The 17,319-nt window shown below is 64.9% G+C and carries 15 protein-coding genes; 5 read left to right on the top strand and 10 right to left on the bottom strand.

What is annotated here, in order from left to right:
* Positions 1–28 precede the first annotated feature (28 nt).
* Complete coding sequence (locus API01S_RS27855; RefSeq protein WP_039884017.1) at positions 29–1,075, bottom strand: CDP-6-deoxy-delta-3,4-glucoseen reductase; 1,047 nt, start codon at positions 1,073–1,075, stop codon at positions 29–31.
* A 69-nt stretch (positions 1,076–1,144) separates the two neighbouring features.
* Positions 1,145–1,513 (bottom strand): aspartate 1-decarboxylase, encoded by a 369-nt coding sequence (gene panD, locus API01S_RS27850; protein ID WP_039883066.1) that lies wholly within the window; start codon positions 1,511–1,513, stop codon positions 1,145–1,147.
* Positions 1,514–1,722: 209 nt separating this feature from the next.
* On the opposite strand from panD, the gene sugE reads away from it, so the two are divergent.
* Entirely contained in the window at positions 1,723–2,040 is a 318-nt protein-coding gene (sugE, locus tag API01S_RS27845) for a quaternary ammonium compound efflux SMR transporter SugE (protein ID WP_006218549.1), read from the top strand.
* 21 nt (positions 2,041–2,061) lie between these two features.
* Here the strand turns inward: sugE and API01S_RS27840 are convergent, their stop codons facing one another.
* The 6 genes from API01S_RS27840 to API01S_RS27815 form a co-directional block, all read right to left on the bottom strand.
* Positions 2,062–2,934 (bottom strand): MOSC domain-containing protein, encoded by an 873-nt coding sequence (locus API01S_RS27840; RefSeq protein ID WP_050731036.1) that lies wholly within the window; start codon positions 2,932–2,934, stop codon positions 2,062–2,064.
* Between the two features lie 172 nt (positions 2,935–3,106).
* Positions 3,107–4,033 (bottom strand): ectoine hydroxylase, encoded by a 927-nt coding sequence (thpD, locus tag API01S_RS27835; RefSeq protein ID WP_006218547.1) that lies wholly within the window; start codon positions 4,031–4,033, stop codon positions 3,107–3,109.
* A gap of 15 nt (positions 4,034–4,048) precedes the next feature.
* Positions 4,049–4,453 carry an ectoine synthase gene (locus tag API01S_RS27830; protein ID WP_006218546.1) on the bottom strand — a complete coding sequence of 135 codons (405 nt, stop codon included), beginning with the start codon at positions 4,451–4,453 and terminating at the stop codon, positions 4,049–4,051.
* The gene (gene ectB / locus API01S_RS27825) at positions 4,450–5,757 is read right to left on the bottom strand and encodes a diaminobutyrate--2-oxoglutarate transaminase (RefSeq protein ID WP_006218545.1); all 1,308 of its coding nucleotides are present in this window, start codon (positions 5,755–5,757) and stop codon (positions 4,450–4,452) included. Before ectB ends, API01S_RS27830 begins: the two co-directional genes overlap by 4 nt.
* A 125-nt stretch (positions 5,758–5,882) precedes the next feature.
* On the bottom strand, positions 5,883–6,443 hold the full coding sequence (ectA, locus tag API01S_RS27820; RefSeq protein ID WP_006218544.1) for a diaminobutyrate acetyltransferase: 561 nt from the start codon (positions 6,441–6,443) through the stop codon (positions 5,883–5,885).
* Positions 6,440–6,991, bottom strand: a complete 552-nt coding sequence (locus tag API01S_RS27815) for a MarR family winged helix-turn-helix transcriptional regulator (RefSeq protein ID WP_039883062.1) — start codon at positions 6,989–6,991, stop codon at positions 6,440–6,442. The genes ectA and API01S_RS27815 overlap by 4 nt, the downstream gene beginning before the upstream one ends.
* 280 nt (positions 6,992–7,271) lie before the next feature.
* On the opposite strand from API01S_RS27815, the gene API01S_RS27810 reads away from it, so the two are divergent.
* The 4 genes from API01S_RS27810 to API01S_RS27795 all read left to right on the top strand — a co-directional run bounded on the left by API01S_RS27810 (position 7,272) and on the right by API01S_RS27795 (position 13,448).
* Positions 7,272–8,204 carry a MurR/RpiR family transcriptional regulator gene (locus API01S_RS27810; protein ID WP_061306661.1) on the top strand — a complete coding sequence of 311 codons (933 nt, stop codon included), beginning with the start codon at positions 7,272–7,274 and terminating at the stop codon, positions 8,202–8,204.
* A gap of 33 nt (positions 8,205–8,237) precedes the next feature.
* Complete coding sequence (locus tag API01S_RS27805) at positions 8,238–9,587, top strand: aspartate aminotransferase family protein (protein ID WP_050731034.1); 1,350 nt, start codon at positions 8,238–8,240, stop codon at positions 9,585–9,587.
* Between the two features lie 157 nt (positions 9,588–9,744).
* On the top strand, positions 9,745–10,749 hold the full coding sequence (locus tag API01S_RS27800; RefSeq protein ID WP_050731033.1) for a TAXI family TRAP transporter solute-binding subunit: 1,005 nt from the start codon (positions 9,745–9,747) through the stop codon (positions 10,747–10,749).
* Positions 10,750–10,832: 83 nt separating this feature from the next.
* Complete coding sequence (locus API01S_RS27795) at positions 10,833–13,448, top strand: TRAP transporter permease (protein ID WP_061306660.1); 2,616 nt, start codon at positions 10,833–10,835, stop codon at positions 13,446–13,448.
* A gap of 192 nt (positions 13,449–13,640) precedes the next feature.
* Here API01S_RS27795 and API01S_RS27790 read toward each other — a convergent pair whose 3' ends face one another.
* Together API01S_RS27790 and parC are read right to left on the bottom strand one after the other, a co-directional pair.
* Positions 13,641–14,846 (bottom strand): DUF418 domain-containing protein, encoded by a 1,206-nt coding sequence (locus API01S_RS27790; RefSeq protein WP_050731031.1) that lies wholly within the window; start codon positions 14,844–14,846, stop codon positions 13,641–13,643.
* 122 nt (positions 14,847–14,968) lie between these two features.
* Entirely contained in the window at positions 14,969–17,299 is a 2,331-nt protein-coding gene (gene parC / locus API01S_RS27785; RefSeq protein WP_050731030.1) for a DNA topoisomerase IV subunit A, read from the bottom strand.
* Positions 17,300–17,319 lie beyond the last annotated feature (20 nt).

The following is a 17,319-nucleotide window of genomic DNA, read 5'->3' as shown; positions in this document are numbered from 1 at the left end:
TCCCCCCCGATGTTCCCTGCTGTCCGGTTTACGACGCGGCTTTCGCCAGGTCGGCTTCGGACGTGAACGCATCCGCGTAGAACTCTTCCGGCGGCAGTCCGTTCTGCACGCTGAATTCGCGGCGGGCGGCATCCACCATCAACGGCGTGCCGCAAGCATAGACCTGATGGCCCGACAGGTCGGCGATGTCCTGCATGACGGCTTCGTGGACGAAGCCGGTGCGGCCCGACCAGCCGTCTTCCGGCAGCGCGTTCGACACAACCGGCACGTACTTGAAATTGGGCAGCAGGCCGGACCAGGACTGCGCCAGCGCGTCCATGTACAGGTCCTGGGGACGGCGGCCGCCCCAATACAGCGTGACCGGGCGCGCGATGTTCTTGTGGATCATGTGCTCGACGATGGCCTTCACGGGCGCGAACCCGGTGCCGCTGGCCAGCAATACGATCGGCTTGTTGCTGTCTTCGCGCAGGAAGAAAGAACCGAACGGCCCTTCCAGGCGCAGGATTTCACGTTCCTTCATCTGCGTGGTGCCGGCGCCAAACACGTGGTCGGTGAAGAGCCCGCCCGGCATGTGGCGGATGTGCAGCTCCAGCGGGCTGCCGGTATGCGGCGCGCCAGCCATCGAATAGCTGCGGCGACGGCCATCCTTGAGGATGACCTCGATGTACTGCCCCGCGTAGTAGCGGAACTGCTCGGAAGCAGGCAGTTGCAACTTGATGACGGTAACGTCGGGCGCCACGCGTTCCAGCGTCTGCACGCGCGAAGGCAGCTTGCGGATCTGGATGTCGCTGGCCAACCGGACCTCGGTGGATTCAACCACCATGTCCGACTCGGGCCGCGCCTGGCAGAACAGCGTGTAGCCGTCGGCCAGTTCCTCGGGCGACAGGATCTGCGCGGGATACTGCCCGGCGTCGAACTCCCCGGACACCACTTTGCCCTTGCAGGTGGAGCACGCGCCGTTGCGACAGCTGTAGGGCAGCACGATGCCGGCGGCCAAGGCGCCGTCGAGCACGGTCTGGCCGGGCTCGACCGGGAATTGATGCTTGCTGGGTTGAATGATGACCTGGAAGCTCATGATGAAATGGTTCAGGGTTGACGAAAGCGCCACCCGGCTAGCCGGGATGGCGCGGCGCCTGGCCCGGCCTTACGCCGGGAACTTGCGAATTTCCTTGACGCGGTTTGCGTCATCTACCAGCACGACCTGCGGCTTGTGTTTGGCGGAATCTTCTTCGGACATCGGGCCGTAGGTGCAGATGATCAGCAGATCGCCCACCTGGGCCCGGCGCGCCGCGGCGCCGTTCAGCGAGATGGCGCCGCTGCCGCGGGCCGCCTTGATGATGTAAGTGTCAAAACGCTCACCATTGGTGACGTTGTAGAGTTCGATGCGTTCGAACTCGCGCATGCCGGCAGCGTCCAGCAGGTCTTCGTCGATTCCGCAGGAGCCTTCATAGTGAAGGTCGGCTTCGGTGACGGTGACGCGGTGTAGCTTTGCCCGCAGCATGATGCGTTGCATGATGGAAATTCCTGGTTCGCGGTCCGGTCCGCGACGTGTTGCAAAGGTGATGCCCGGCATCCGGTTTTGCCGTTGGAAGCCGGTATTCTATAATTTTTGCCGCAGCGGGACGGCCCGTTGCTGCGCGCGGTCAATCGACCGGTGTTTTTTATCCGGGGACGACCCCTCAATGCCGGCGCAACGCCGGCAGCGCAACAAAGGAGTCGTCTATGACCTGGATCATCCTGGTGCTCGCGGGCCTGTTCGAAATCGTCTGGGCCGTGGGCCTGAAATACACCCATGGCTTCACCCGCCTCTGGCCGTCCGTGATCACGGCGGGCGGCATGGCCATCAGCGTCTGGCTGCTGGCCGTCGCCATGAAAACGCTTCCGCTGGGAACTGCCTACGCCGTGTGGGTAGGCATCGGTACTGTTGGCGCGTTCGTGGCCGGCATCGTGCTGTTCGGGGAATCCACCAGCTGGATGCGCATCGTCAGCGTCGCGTTGATCGTGCTGGGCCTGATCGGCCTGAAACTGTCCTCGGCGTAACCCAGGCCAGGCGGCGGCCGGTCAGAAATCCAGTTCGATTTCCACCGCGTCGCCTACTTTCAGACGGGCCCCTTCCGGCGCGTCCAGAATGGCGTTCTGGCCAAATACCACCCCGATATCAAGATTGCGATAGCCCGCCAGCGTCCGGCCGGGCTCGTCGTGCTGCTGCGCGGTGCGCTGGTCGATATCGGGAATGGAACAACGGGTGCACGGCTTGACGAAGGCCATCCGGACGCCCGCCGCCGAGATCATGGCGGTATGGTCTTCTTCGAACGGCTCCCATTCGCCTTGCACGACGATGTTGGGACGGAAGCGATCCATGGGCACGGGCGCCACGCCCTTGGCTTGCAGGCGTGCGTTCAGGTCGTCCAGCGAGGCCTGATTGGCGATCAGCAAGGGAAAGCCGTCGGCAAAGCCGAAATGGTGCGTGCCCACGAAGGAGTCCGCCAGATCGGGATGCGCGTCCACCCAGCGCGACACCCAATCAGGCTTTGCATCGCGCGCGGCGGCGCTGTCCACCTTGAGCAGCCGACATGGCGTCTTGAGAAATTCGGAAAACCATTTGCCCACGGCGGCGCTTTCGTGCCGAGCGGAAATGGTGTCGCCCCAGACCGCCACGGACTGCGCGGCGGATTCCAGCCCGGACCCGTCCAGGGGCACGTCCAGATCGGGCATGCCGGGAGCGCTGACGCGCAATGCGTCGGCCGTCAGCGCCGTGCGCACCAGGGCCATCGCCGGCCACTGGCGCTGCGTCATGAACTGGCCATCGGCCCCGATCAGCATCCAGCGGCGATCGTAAGCCAGGCCGGCGCGGTCGATGGGCGACTCCGCCAGATCGATGCCGGCGCAGGATTTGATCGGGTAGATATGCAAGCTCAGGATACGGGCGGTCATGGCGGCATCGAACAGGCGTGGTTGGGATCCGCGCAAGAATAGCAGAGAGCCGGTCCCGCCACGGCCGCTATTTGCGCACGCGGCGGCCATGAAAAAACCCGGGCAAAGCCCGGGTTTCGTTGCGGTGCCGCCGACCCGCTCGTGCGCTACGCGCGGAGCCGGCTGGCGGGGATCAACCGCCCACCAGCTTCAAGGTGTCCAGCGGCGTCACCGCCTTGAACCCCTTGCGCGTCGCGATGTGTTCCGGACGCGGCGTCAGCCCGTACTTGGGCGGATTCAGCGTGTTCTCCATGCTGTTGTAGACCATGAAGACATTGGCGCGCGGCCACGGCGAGATGTTGCTGTTCGAGCCGTGCATGGTGTTGCAGTCGAAAAAGACCACGGACCCCGCCTTGGCGGTCATCGACTGGATGCCGCCCTGCTCGACCAGCAGTTGCAGGCTGACCGGGTCCGGCACCCCATATTCCTGCTTCTTGAGCGATTGCTTGTAATGGTCGTTCGGGGTTTCGCCCACGCAAGAGATGAACTGCCGATGCGAACCCGGTACGAGCATCAACGGGCCGTTGCACTCATTGTTGTCGGTCAGCAGCACCGAGCAACTGAGCGCGCGCATGGACGGCATGCCGTCTTCCACGTGCCACGTCTCGAAATCCGAGTGCCAGTAGAACTCCTTGCCCTTGAAGCCCGGCTTCATGTTGGCGCGCGACTGGTGGATGTAAACCTCGGATCCCAGGATCTGCCGCGCCACGTTGACCAGGCGCGGGTCGCGCACCAGGCGCGACAAGATGGGGTTGAGCACGTGCACCATGAAAATGGATCGCACGGCATTGCTGCCCGGCTCGGTGATGGATTCTTCGCGCCGGATGATCGACGGGTCGCGCGTCATGCGCTCGACTTCGGCCGACAGCGCGCTGATTTCGGCTTCCGAGAACAGGTTTTCCAGCAGGATGAAACCATCGCGCTCATACTGCCCGACCTGTTCGCCGGACAAGGCGTTGGCGTACTGGCCATCGCCATAGACCACCGGGTCCTGACGCGCAATGATGGCGGAACTTCTGTCCGTACGGGAGGCGTACGGATCCTGTGCAGGTGAGATCATGCGAACCTCCTTGTATCAAGCCGCTTTGGCTTCGGCTTCAGGCAAGGCGTAGACGCCTTCTTTGTCGTGCACTTCCTGGCCGGTCAGCGGCGGGTTGAAGACGCAGATGACGCGCAGCGGCTCTTTGCCGCCGCACAGCCAGTGCTCGTCGTGCTCGTTCAGCGCGTAGACCACGCCGGGGCCCAGGTCATACTTCTTGCCGTCGGCGATGGTCTCGATAGAGCCGTCGCCTTCAATGCACCACACCGCTTCAAGATGGTTCTTGTAGTGGATGTGCGTGCGGCCGCCGGGAAAGATGGTGGTCTCGTGGAAGGAAAAGCCCATGCCATCCTTCTTGAGCAGCACGCGGCGGCTGACCCAGGTGTCGGTACGGACTTCGTCGGCGGTGCCGATCACATCTTTGACATTACGTACGATCATTGACGTTTTCCTCCAAATTTCAGAATACGGGCGGACTGGCCTTCCTCGGCCAGCGCGTCGGCCACGCTGGCTTCGATCACGTCCAGGCCCTTGCTCAACAAATCTTCCTCGATCGTCAGCGCAGGCAGCAGCTTGAGCACTTCGTCATGCGCGCCCGAGGTCTCGATGACGACGCCCTTCTTGAACGCCTGCTGCGCGATGCGGTTGGCCAGCGCGGGCGTGGTGTTGCACACCAGGCCCTGGATCAGGCCGCGGCCGCGCACCGACAGGCCGGCATTCGGATAGCTGTGCACCAGGTTTTCCAGCCAGTCGCGCACCGTGCGCTCCTTGCGCTGGATGTCGGCGGTGAAGGCGGTGTTGGCCCAATAGGTTTCCAACGCCTGCGTGGCGGTGACGAAGGCCAGGTTGTTGCCCCGGAACGTGCCGCTGTGGGCGCCGGGCTTCCAGATGTCCAGCTCGGGCTTCATCAACACGAGCGACATCGGCAGGCCGAAACCGGATAGCGACTTGGACAGCGTGATGATGTCCGGACGAATGCCGGCGGCCTCGAAGCTGAAGAAGGTGCCGGTGCGGCCGCAGCCCACCTGGATGTCATCCACGATCAGCAGCATGTCGTGGCGCTTGCACAGCTTTTCCAGGTCTTTGAGCCAACGCAGCGTCGCAACGTTGACGCCGCCTTCGCCCTGCACCGTTTCCACGATGACGGCGGCCGGCTTGTCCATGCCGCTGCTGGGATCTTCCAGCATGCGTTCCAGGTACGCCATCGTGTCCACGTCGGGACCGAAGTAGCCGTCATAGGGCATGAACGTCGTGTTGCCCAGGGCGTAGCCGGACGCTTCGCGGAACTTCATGTTGGCCGTCACCGCCAGCGAGCCGCCGCTGACGCCGTGAAAGCCGTGCGTGAACGAAATCACATTGGAGCGGCCCTTGACCTGGCGCGCGATCTTCAACGCGGCTTCCACGGCATTGGTGCCGGTGGGGCCGGTGAATTGCAGCGTGTATTGCCAGTTGCGCGGCTTGAGCAGCACGCGATCCACCGTCTCCAGGAAACGCTTCTTCGCGCTGGTCGCCATGTCCAGGCCATGGACGACGCCGTCCGCCTGCACATACTCCAGCAGCTTTTCCTTGAGAACAGGATTGTTGTGGCCGTAGTTCAGCGTGCCTGCGCCGCTGAAGAAGTCGATGTACTCGGTGCCGTCTTCGTCGATCAGCGTCGAGCCTCGGGCCTGGCTGAATATCACGGGAAACGACCGAATGTAGCCCCGCACTTCGGATTCCATCCGGTCAAAGATTTTCAAGTCCATATGATCAATCCTCCCTTTCATCTAATAAGTTGAATAGACGGCCAGATCCCTCCGGATGCGGTGGACGCATTCGGATAGGCATTGCCATCCCGGTAATTTCGATAAGTCCGCGAAGGTTGCGCGCCCTACGGGGCGGGCAATGCGAACGGGCCTATCTTCAACAACATCTCGTCGTCATGGTCCGCGCCACCAAACAATTTCCGGTCGAAGAACGGTTGTTCGGAAACGTGGGCGCCAAGCTCGCCGGCCAGGCCGGCAAAGCTGCGGCGCGATGCCTGGTTGTCAGGCCCCACCGTGGTCTCAAGATATCGAACATGCTCCAGCCCCTTGCGCTGCAAGAGTTCGCGAAGCATGGCGCGGCCCAACCGATGGCCGCGTGCGCGGGCGTGCACCGCAACCTGCCAGACGAACAACACGTCGGGTCGGGTCGGGATTACGTAAGCGGAGATAAAACCGTCGATACGTCCGCCGGAACTTTCGGCAATGACGCAGGTGTCGCTGAAATGCTCACCAAGGAGCAAGTAGGCGTAGAGGGAATTCAGGTCGAGCGGCGGGCACTCGGAAATGAGGTGGTGAATGGCGGCGCCGTCTTTGCGGGTGGGCAGACGCATCGTATGGGTCTGCGCGCGAACCGCCGGCGCCACGGCACTTGAGAGCGAAGGTGTATCCAGTTCGTTTTTCTTCATGCAACGATTCCTGATTCTGGGGGTGCCCCGCCCGTGGGCACTTCAAGGATGGGCGACGATACATCGCCGTGCGGTTCGGCTGCCACGGCCTGGCCTTCCTGCTCCATCAACGCCACGATGCGTTCCAGCGATAGCGTGATGGTGGCCTGCTCCAGCTCGGGCAACGCGTTCAGCGCGTCGGCCAGATGCTTTTGCAACGGCGACGGCGCGCCTTGCGCAAGCTCGCGTCCGGCGTCGGTGGCAGTGACGAAAACGATGCGGCGATCTTCGCGGCCGCGTTCACGGCGGATCAAACCCTTGTCTTCCAGGCGGTCCAGGATGCCAACCACCGTGCTGGGGCTGACATGCATTTCGCGGCTGATGGCCGTGGCCGTCATCGGGCCGTTGGCGATCACCGTGCGCAGACACATCAACTGCGGCGCAGTGATATGGCTGACCGCGGACAACTGTCGCGAGTGCAGTGCGATCGAACGCGTAATGCGGCGCAGGGCTCGCAAGATGCGCAGATCGTATTGCTGTGAGGGATCAGTTTTCGCGGGGCTGGTCATGGAAGAGAAAGGTTCGGTCAAATTCATTTCTACACGAATGATATGCGCCCGATCTATTCGAGTCAAACAAAAATCCCCCGCACGATGTAAATAAATGAACACGGAATTGCAGGAGATAAATGCAGGATTGCCGGACTTGCAGACGGGCATCACCCCCGCGCGCGCCGACGGCATGCTCACGTAAATGCCGCCCTGCCGCCTCGGGAAAGCACCAATAAAAAACATATGTTTTATTAAAATCTGTCGATATATCATTTGTTTTTTATCGCGCCGATGCCCCATGTCCCTGCCCTACAACCTGATCCCCACCTTGCAGGAAAAGCTGGAAGGCCTGCCACCCGAGCTGCAACGCGCAGCGCATTGGGTGGTGGCGCATCCGGCCGAGGTCGGTTTGTGGTCCATGCGGCGTCAGGCGCAAGCGTTGGGGGTGGCGCCGGCCACCATGCTGCGGCTCGCCAGGGCGCTGGGCTATGCCAGCTACGAAGCATTTCGAGAGCCTTTTCAACAGGTGCTTGCCGGCAATAGCCAGCCCGGGCTGCGCGATCGCGCGGCGGCCTTGCAGGCCGCGGCCGGAGAGCCCGCCGAGCCAGGGCACGACGTCCTGACCGACTACCAGGTCCAGGCCATGACATCGGTATGCGCGTTGAACCCGGCAAACGTGTTCGACGCCGCCGTCGAAACATTGCTCAAGGCGCGCCAGGTAGGATTTCTGGGAACGCGCTCCGCGTTCGGCATTGCGTTCCAGATGCGCTACGCCTATCAGCTGGTGCGCCGTAACAGCGTGCTGATCGACGGCCTGGGCGGCGCGCCGGCCGAGCAGGCCGACAACCTGGACGGCAGCGACGCACTGATCGTCATCTCGCAAGCGCCCTATCCCACCGCCACCGTGCAATTGGCCCGCCAAGCCGCGCAGCGCGGCGTCGCGCTGATCGCGCTGACCGACGACCCCTTATCGCCGCTGGCCGTCGACGCCCGCCATACGTTGCGCTTCGCGCCGCCCGATCGCGACGGCGTGCAGGCGCGGCCTGCGCGCCAGGGGCTCGGCTCGTTCTTCCACACCACGGCTGGCTTGCTGGGCCTGGCCGAGCACCTGATCGCAAGGCTCACGGCCCGTGGCGGCGCTGACGTACTGAGCCGCCTGACCGAAGTGGAACAACGCCTGCGCGCCGATAACGTCTATTGGACGGCTCCGACTTCCCGCCGACCCGGCTGAATTTTCCTTTCACCTTAGCTTCCTGAAAACACCATGAGCCAGACCCACGTCCTGCATCGTTCCCTACGCCAGACGCCCCCAGTCGCCGTGCGCGGCCAAGGGGTCTGGGTCTATGACAGCGCGGGCCGCGCGTACCTGGACGGTTCAGGTGGCGCGGCAGTCTCCTGCCTGGGCCACAACCATCCCGACATCCAGGCCGCCATGCACGCCCAGATCGACGCGCTGGCCTACGCGCACACCAGCTTCTTCACGACCGAGGTGGCAGAGCAGTTGGCGGCGCGGCTGGTGGCCGACGCCCCGCCCGGCATTTCGCACGCGTACTTCGTGTCGGGCGGTTCCGAAGCGGTCGAGGCGGCCCTGAAGATGGCGCGCCAGTACTTCGTGGAGATCGGCCAGCCGCAACGCCGCCGTATCGTCGCGCGTCGCCAGAGCTATCACGGCAATACGCTGGGCGCGTTGGCGGTGGGCGGCAATGCCTGGCGCCGCGCTCAGTTCGCGCCGTTGCTGATCGACGTTGAACATGTCTCGCCCTGCTATGCCTACCGGGATCAGCGCGAAGGCGAAAGCCCCGAGCAATACGGGGAGCGCCTGGCGCAGGAGCTGGAGCAGACCTTTGAAAAGCTGGGCCCCGACACGGTGATGGCGTTCGTGGCGGAACCCGTGGTCGGCGCCACGTCCGGCGCGGTGACGGCGGTGCCGGGTTACTTCCGCCGCATCCGGGAAGTGTGCGACCGCCACGGCGTGCTGCTGATTGCTGACGAGGTCATGTGCGGCATGGGGCGCACGGGCACGTTGTACGCGGTCGAACAGGAAGGCATCGTGCCCGACCTGATCACCATCGCCAAGGGCCTGGGCGGCGGGTATCAGCCGATCGGCGCCGTCATGGCGCAAGGCCGCATCGTGGACGCCATGCAGCAAGGCAGCGGCTTTTTCCAGCATGGCCACACCTATCTGGGCCATGCCGTCGCCTGCGCCGCGTCGCTGGCCGTGCAAGAGGTCATCCACCGCGACAAGCTGCTGCAACGCGTGCGCGAGCAAGGCGCGGGCTTGCGGCAACGGCTGGAGCAGGCGCTGGGCGCGCACCCTAACGTGGGCGACATCCGCGGCCGGGGCCTCTTCATGGGCATCGAGCTGGTGCAGGACCGGGCCACGAAACAGACGTTCGACCCGGCGCTGTCGCTGCACGCGCGCATCAAGCGCGAGGCGATGGCGCAAGGGCTGATGGTCTACCCGATGGGCGGCACGATCGACGGACGCCATGGCGACCATGTGCTGCTGGCGCCGCCGTTCATCATTTCCGATGACGAGCTGGACCAATTGACCGAGCGCCTGGTCGGCGCGATCGACACCGCCTTGAAAGCCGTCGGGACTGAAGGCGCCTAGCGGCCACTGCTTTGCGCGTGGCGGTCCCTCCGCCACGCAGCGCCCGCGCAAGCGGGCACGTGATGATTTGCACAGGGCGCCCCGAGAGGCTCGCGGAGCGCACCCACCGCCGGCAAAGACCGGCAAATCACGGGGAAAAACCCCTTAAGGAGTTTGCATGACCACGTTCGTCAAACACCCCTTGGGCCATCGCAACGCCTGGACGCTCGCCGCGGCAGGCTTGGCAACGGCATTGCTGTCCACCACGCCGGCGCCCGCCGCCGCTCAACAAAAGTTTGTCAGTATCGGCACAGGCGGCGTCACCGGCGTCTACTACGCCGCGGGCGGCGCCATCTGCCGCCTGGTCAACAAGGACCGCGCCACGCACGGCATCCGCTGCTCGGTGGAATCGACCGGCGGCTCGGTCTTTAACGCCAACACCATCAAGGCCGGGGAACTGGACCTGGGCGTGGTGCAGTCCGACGTAGGCTTCAACGCCTACAACGGCGAGGGGCAATTCAAGCAGGCGGGCCCGTTCACCAAACTGCGATCGGTCTTTTCGATCCACCCCGAACCGTTCACGGTGGTGACCCGCAAGGACGCGAACATCAAGAGCTTCGAAGACTTGAAGGGCAAGCGCTTCAACGTGGGCAACCCCGGCTCGGGCACGCGCTCGTCGATGGAAGAACTGCTGGCCACGATGGGCTGGACGATGAAGGACTTTTCGCTGGCTTCGGAGTTGCGCCCTGACGAGCACGGTTCGGCGGTGTGCGACGGCAAGATAGATGGCTTCTTCTACGGCGTCGGCCACCCCTCGGCCAACATCCAGGACCCGACCACCAGTTGCGGCGCCAAACTGGTGTCGCTGACCGGGCCGGCGGTGGACAAGCTGGTGGCCAAGTACCCCTACTACGCGTACGCCACGATCCCTGCCGGGCTGTATCCAAACAACCCCACTGAAACCAAGACGTATGGCGTCACCGCCACCTTCGTCACGTCGGCGGACGTGCCCGATGCCACGGTCTACACCGTGGTCAAGGCGGTGTTCGACAACTTCGACGATTTCAAGAAGCTGCACCCCGCCTTCGCCAACCTGAAGCCGGCGGACATGGTCAAGAACGGCTTGTCGGCGCCCTTGCATCCGGGCGCGGAAAAGTACTTCAAGGAAAAGGGCCTGCTCTAAGGCTCGCCCGGCGCGTGATCGACGCGCGGGGTTTCAACGCGCGCCGCTGCGGCGGCGCGCGCCATGACACGTAGGGGAAAGCCATGCAAAAAGTGCCGCACACGACGGCCCCGGACCTGGAACAGCTTGTGGCGGATGCCGACCGAGGGGGCCGCAATGTTGGCGGCATCGCGGGCGCCACGCTGGCCGCTGGCGCGCTCGCCTGGTCCTTCTTCCAACTCTGGTATGCCTCGCCGCTGCCTTTTTCGTTCAACTGGGGCATCTTCAACGACACCGAGGCGCGCGCGCTGCACCTGGGCATCGCCATGTTCCTGGGCTATCTGGCGTACCCGGCCAGCAAGCGCTCGGCGCGCGACAGCATGCCCTGGTATGACTGGGTACTGGCGCTGGCGGCGGGCTTTTGCGGCAGCTATCTGTATGTGTTCTATAACGAACTGGCCGGCCGCCCCGGCCAGCCCACGCCGATGGACGTCGGCACGGCCGTAGTGGGGCTGGCGCTGCTCTTGGAAGTGACGCGCCGCGCGCTTGGCCTGCCCATGACCGTGCTGGGCATCGTGTTCGTGGCTTATGTGCTGGCCGGCCCCTGGCTGCCCGACGTGCTGGCGCATCGCGGCGCATCGCTGGAACGCCTGATGTCGCATATGTGGCTGACCACCGAGGGCGTGTACGGCGTGGCCCTGGGCGTATCGGTGTCGTACATCTTCATCTTCGTGCTGCTCGGCTCGATGTTGGACAAGTGCGGCGCGGGCAATTACATGATGCAGGTTTCGTTCGCGCTGCTGGGCCATTTGCGAGGCGGTCCGGCCAAGGTGGCGGTGGTGTCCTCGGCCGTCAACGGGCTGGTGTCGGCATCGTCGGTGGCCAACGTGGTGACGGGCGGCATCTTCACGATCCCGCTCATGAAGAAGGCCGGCTATGGCGGCGTGCGCGCGGGCGCCATCGAAACCGCGTCGTCGGTCAACGGCCAGATCATGCCGCCCGTCATGGGCGCAGCCGCGTTCCTGATGATCGAGTACGTGGGCATCCCCTACACGGACATCATCCGCCACGCCATCCTGCCCGCCGCGATTTCCTACATCGCCCTCTTCTACATCGTCCACCTGGAAGCGCTGAAGCTGGGTATCCAGCCCATGATGGCATCGGGCCCGTCGCGCACGCCGCTGCAAAAGCTGGCGGGCTGGGGCATGGGCATCAGCGGCACCTTGCTGGTGATGGGCGCGGTGTATTGGATCGGCACCGGCGTGCAGGCCATGGCGGGTGCGGCGGCCATCTGGGTGTTGCTGGCGATGCTGGCGGCGCTGTACGTGTGGTTGCTGCGTGTCGCCGCCGCGCATCCGGACTTGCCGCAGGACATCGACATCAAACACCCCGTGCGCCCGCAGCCCTGGCCCACGGTGCGCGCCGGCCTGTATTTCCTGATCCCGATCGGCATCCTGGTGTGGTGCTTGAGCGTGCTGGAGCTGTCCGCCGGGCTGTCCGCGTTCTGGGCGGCGATGGCGATGCTGTTCCAGATGGTCACGCAGCGTCCGCTGATCGCCTGGTTTCGCAAGCAGGACGCCGCGCCCGCCTGGCGGCAGGGCTGGCGCGACGCCATCGGCGGCTTGCAGGACGGGGCCCGCAACATGATCGGCATCGCCATCGCGTGCGGCACGGCGGGGTTGATCGTCGGCGCCATCACGCTGACGGGCCTGGGGCTGCGCATGACCGCCTTCGTCGAACTGGTGTCGATGGGCAACGTGCTGCTGATGCTGATCTTCACGGCGCTGGTCTGCCTGATCCTGGGGCTGGGCATGCCCACCACGGCCAACTACATCCTGATGGCGACGCTGATGGCGCCCGTGGTGGTGGAACTGGGCGCGCAGAACGGGCTGGTCATCCCGCTGATCGCCGTGCATATGTTCGTGTTCTATTACGGCATCATGGCCGACATCACGCCACCCGTAGGACTGGCGACCTTCGCGGCCGCGGCGATCTCGGGCGAGGACCCCATCAAGACCGGCATCCAGGGCGTGACGTACGCCGCGCGCACCGCCATCCTGCCGTTCATGTTCGTGTTCAACCCCACCCTGCTGCTGATCGACGTCAACTACGGTTGGGAATTGGCGCTGGTGGTGGCGGGCGCCACGCTGGCGTCCCTGACCTTTGCCGCCGCCACCATGCGCTGGTTTCGCACGCGCTGCACGTGGACCGAGGTGGGCGTGCTGCTGCTGGTGACTTTCATGCTGTTCCGGCCGGACTGGTTCATGGACCATTTCGCCTCGCCCGACGAGAGCCGGCCCGCCTCCGACATGCAGGCGCTGGCCGCCACGATGCCGGACAACGGCCGCCTGACCGTCGTGCTGCGCGGGATCAACCTGGAAGGCGATGAATTGAACAAGACCGTCGCCGTGGCTCTGCCCGCGCTACAGGCGGACGCCGACGCACCCGATGCCGGCCGCCGCCGCCTGGCCGAAGCCGGGGTGACGCTGATGAGCCTGGGCGACCAGATCCAGATCGGCGGCGTGCGCTTCGGCAGCCGCGCGCAGCGCGCAGGCTGGGAACAAGGCTGGGACGTGGTGCAGGTGAAAGCGCCGAATCCGCAGCGCTGGTCGGACTATTGGTTCTACCTGCCGGCGCTGTTGCTGCTGGCCGGCATGTGGCTGCGTCAAGGTCGGCGGGACGGCGGCGCGGTTGGCGGTGTGCACGCATGCGCGGTATGAAAGGACTGCGCGGTCTCGGTCTGAAGCCTTCGCGGTCTGATTGGTTCGCGCGATGAGATCGGCGGTCTCATCGGACTGCGCGATATGAGCGGGGGGGTGTAATCGGACTGCGCGATGTGAGAAGCGGAGTGATCGGTCCACGCGATGGGGTCGACGGTCTGATCGGTCCGGTCGACGAAATCGGCGGTCCGATCAGGCCGCGCGCGTCCGCCGCCACGGCGGCAACGCCCAAAGCGTGAGCGCGCGCAACACCCATTCCACCGGTCCGTAAGCGTGGCGCCGCAGCCACCACGCGGACCAGGGCAGCTGCAAGCCGAAAATCGCCACGGCAATGCCCACGCTAGTCAGCGGCGACACCGACGCAAACAACCGCAAACCCCAGCCGGTGAACAGGAATGCGCAAATCACCGACTGCATCAGGTAGTTGCTCAACGCCATGCGCCCCGCCGGCGCCAGCCAGGCGCCCAGGCGACTCAGCGCCCGGGTGCGGATCGCCAGCAGAAAGGCAGCGGCATAGGTCATGCTCAACAGCGGCGCAGTCAGCAGATCAGCCGCCAGGCCGGGCAATTCCCAGGCCACGCCGGCAGACGGCAGGGACGAGGTGGCGTACAGCGCCGACCCCGCCAGCCCCGGCAGCAGGCCAATCGCGCACAAGAGCCAAAGCACGCGCGGCTGACGCCACGGATCGTCCAGGGCGCGGCGTCGGCCCAACGCATACCCGGCAAGAAACATGGCGAAGACAAATGGCCCCTGCACGAACAGCACCATGAACCAGACCGATGTGGACAGTTCGTGGATGTGCTGGTCGATCGTCGTACCGATCGTGCCGCGATACGCCTGGATGGAGGCCAGCGCCTCGGCGTGGTATTGCGCGATGTAGTCGGCGGGCACGGGGTCCAGATAACTGAGCAGGCCCAACAGGGCCCAGACCAGCGAAGCCACCACGATCAGCCATAGCGCGGCGCGCAACGCGTGCTTGGGCGCCAATGTGCGACACGCCAAGAGGCCCAGGCCCAGCAAGGCGTAGGTCAGCAGGATGTCGCCCTGATAGAACAGCACGGCGTGCATCAACCCCAGCGCGGCCAGACCCGCCAGCCGCCGCAGGAAGCGCGGGCCGAACGCCGCCTGGCCACGTTCGGCCGCCGACATCTGCAAAGTGAAGCTGTAGCCGAACAGGAATGAGAACAGCAGATAGAACTTGGTTTCGAACAGGCAGGCGATGAGCCAGCGCACCGCCACGTCCAGCGCACTGGAATAGTTGGGGTCGGCCATGCCCGCGCCATAGAAAGGCGACGAGAACACGCCGATGTTCACGATCAGGATGCCGAACAGCGCGAAGCCGCGCAGGGCATCGACATGATGCAGGCGCGGCCCGGCCAGGGTCGGGGCTACGGTCATGGGCACGCCCCTGCGCAGTGCTTGCGCGTTGATAGGTTCATTACATGCAGCCGGCCAGAAGCCGACGGTTCATCACGGCCCGATGCCCTGGACGCGGGGCGCTCCCGCGTCCAGGAACCGCGTTATGCCAGCACCGGCGAGAGCACGGGCTGCTTGGGACGCACATCCAGCTGGCGACCCTTGCGCGCGCGCTTGCCCACATAGGGCGCCAGCGCGTCGCCGGCCAGGATGTCTTCGGTCAGCTTGTTGCGGTAGATACCCGTGGCGCGCAGGCCGCGAGCGCCAATCGGCACCGTCTGGTCCAGCTTGTCCGACGCGTCCAGGCCCATCAGGATGGTGCCCCGGCCGCCACCCGACAAGGACTTGCACTCGTCCAGCCCGAACACCAGGAACTTGCCCTTGGCCGACAGCAGGGCCAGTTGCGTGGCGCCCTCGAACAAGGGCACCGGGCGCAGCATTTCATCGCCGGTTTCCAGCGTGATGAACTGCTTGCCGGCGCGTTGACGGCTGACCATGTCGGACAGCTTGGCCGCAAAGCCATAGCCGCCGCGCGTGGCCAGCAGCCAGCGCGATTCGGGCGCGGCTGCGATGGTGTGGACGATGCGCGTGCCGGATTCCAGGTCGATCATCGTGGTGACCGGTTGGCCATCGCCACGCGCCGACGGCAGCCCCCCCACGGGCACCGAGTACACGCGGCCGTTGTCGCCCATGGCGATCAGCGTGTCGGTGGTGCGGCATTCGAAGGCGCCGTACAGGTCGTCGCCCTGCTTGAACGTGAATTGCGAGGCGTCATGGCCGTGGCCCTGGCGAGCCCGCAACCAACCCTTTTGCGACACGATCACCGTCACCGGCTCGTCCAGCACCTTGGTTTCCAGCACGGCGCGTTCGGCGGTTTCAATCAGCGTGCGGCGCTCGTCGCCATACTGCTTGGCGTCGGCCTCGATCTCTTTGATCAGCAGGCGCTTGAGCGTCGTGGGATTGTCCAGCAGCTCTTGCAGCGAGATCTGATCCTTGCGCTTGTCGGCCAACTCCTGCTCGATCTTGAAGCCTTCCAGGCGCGCCAACTGACGCAAGCGCATTTCCAGGATGTCTTCGGCCTGGCGCTCGGACAGCTTGAACCGCTCCATCAGCGCGGCGCGCGGCTCGTCGGATTCGCGGATCGTCTGGATGACTTCGTCGACGTTCAGGTAGACCAGCATGCGGCCTTCCAGCACGTGGATGCGGTCGGTGACCTTATCCAGGCGGAAGCGCGTGCGGCGCACCACGGTATGGGTGCGGAACGCCACCCATTCGACCAGGATGTCGCGCAAGCCCTTCTGGCGGGGCCGGCCATCGGTGCCGATGCACACCAGGTTGATCGACGAGCTGCTTTCCATGCTGGTCTGCGCCAGCAGCGTATTGACGAATTCGTCGCGGTCCACGCGCGAGGTCTTGGGTTCGAACACCAGCCGCACGGCCGCGTCCTTGCCCGATTCGTCGCGCACGGCGTCCAGCAGGTTCAGCATTACCGCCTTGGCCTGCGTCTGCTCGGGCGTCAGGCTCTTCTTGCCGGACTTGACCTTGGGGTTGGTGATTTCCTCGATCTCTTCCAGCACCTTCTGGCCGGAGGTACCGGGGGGCAGCTCGGTGATCACCAGCTGCCACTGGCCGCGCGCCATTTCCTCGAAGGTCCAGCGCGCGCGCACTTTCAGCGAACCGCGTCCCGTGCCGTAGATCTGCGCGATGTCGGCCGCTGGCGTGATGATCTGGCCGCCACCGGCAAAGTCGGGTCCGGGGATCATGGCGTGTAGGTCGGCGTCCGGCAACTGCGGCTGCTTGATCAGCGCCACGCAGGCCTGCGCGACTTCGCGCAGGTTGTGCGGCGGAATCTCGGTGGCCATGCCGACGGCGATGCCCGATGCGCCGTTCAGCAACATCACGGGCAGGCGCGCGGGAAGCATCTGCGGTTCTTGCTGGCTGCCGTCGTAGTTGGGCACGAAGTCGACCGTGCCCTCGTCCAGCTCATCGAGCAGCAGCTTGGCGATGGGAGTCAGGCGCGCTTCGGTGTATCGCATGGCGGCGGCGTTGTCGCCGTCGCGCGAGCCGAAGTTGCCCTGGCCGTCGATCAGCGGATAGCGCAGGGAAAAGTCCTGCGCCATGCGGACCATGGCGTCGTAAGCGGCCTGGTCGCCATGCGGGTGGTACTTGCCCAGCACGTCGCCCACGACGCGCGCCGACTTCACCGGCTTGGCGCCGGCGGCAAGCCCCATTGCCTGCATGGCGAAGAGGATGCGGCGTTGCACGGGCTTTTGCCCGTCGCCCACGTCGGGCAAGGCGCGGCCGCGCACGACGGAGACCGCGTAGTCCAGATAAGCCTGTTCCGCGTAACGCGCCAGCGTGATGGCGGCATTGGCGTCGCCATCGCCGTCGGGCGGGGTGGAGTCGAACAGGCCGGGTTGATTGCTGTCGGTCATGTTGTGTTCAGGTAGACAAT

It is taken from the genome of Achromobacter piechaudii NBRC 102461 (assembly GCF_001571245.1).
Classification (GTDB): domain Bacteria; phylum Pseudomonadota; class Gammaproteobacteria; order Burkholderiales; family Burkholderiaceae_B; genus Achromobacter; species Achromobacter piechaudii.
Note: the sequence above shows the minus strand (reverse complement) of the source record. Positions and strands in the feature narration are given on the sequence as shown.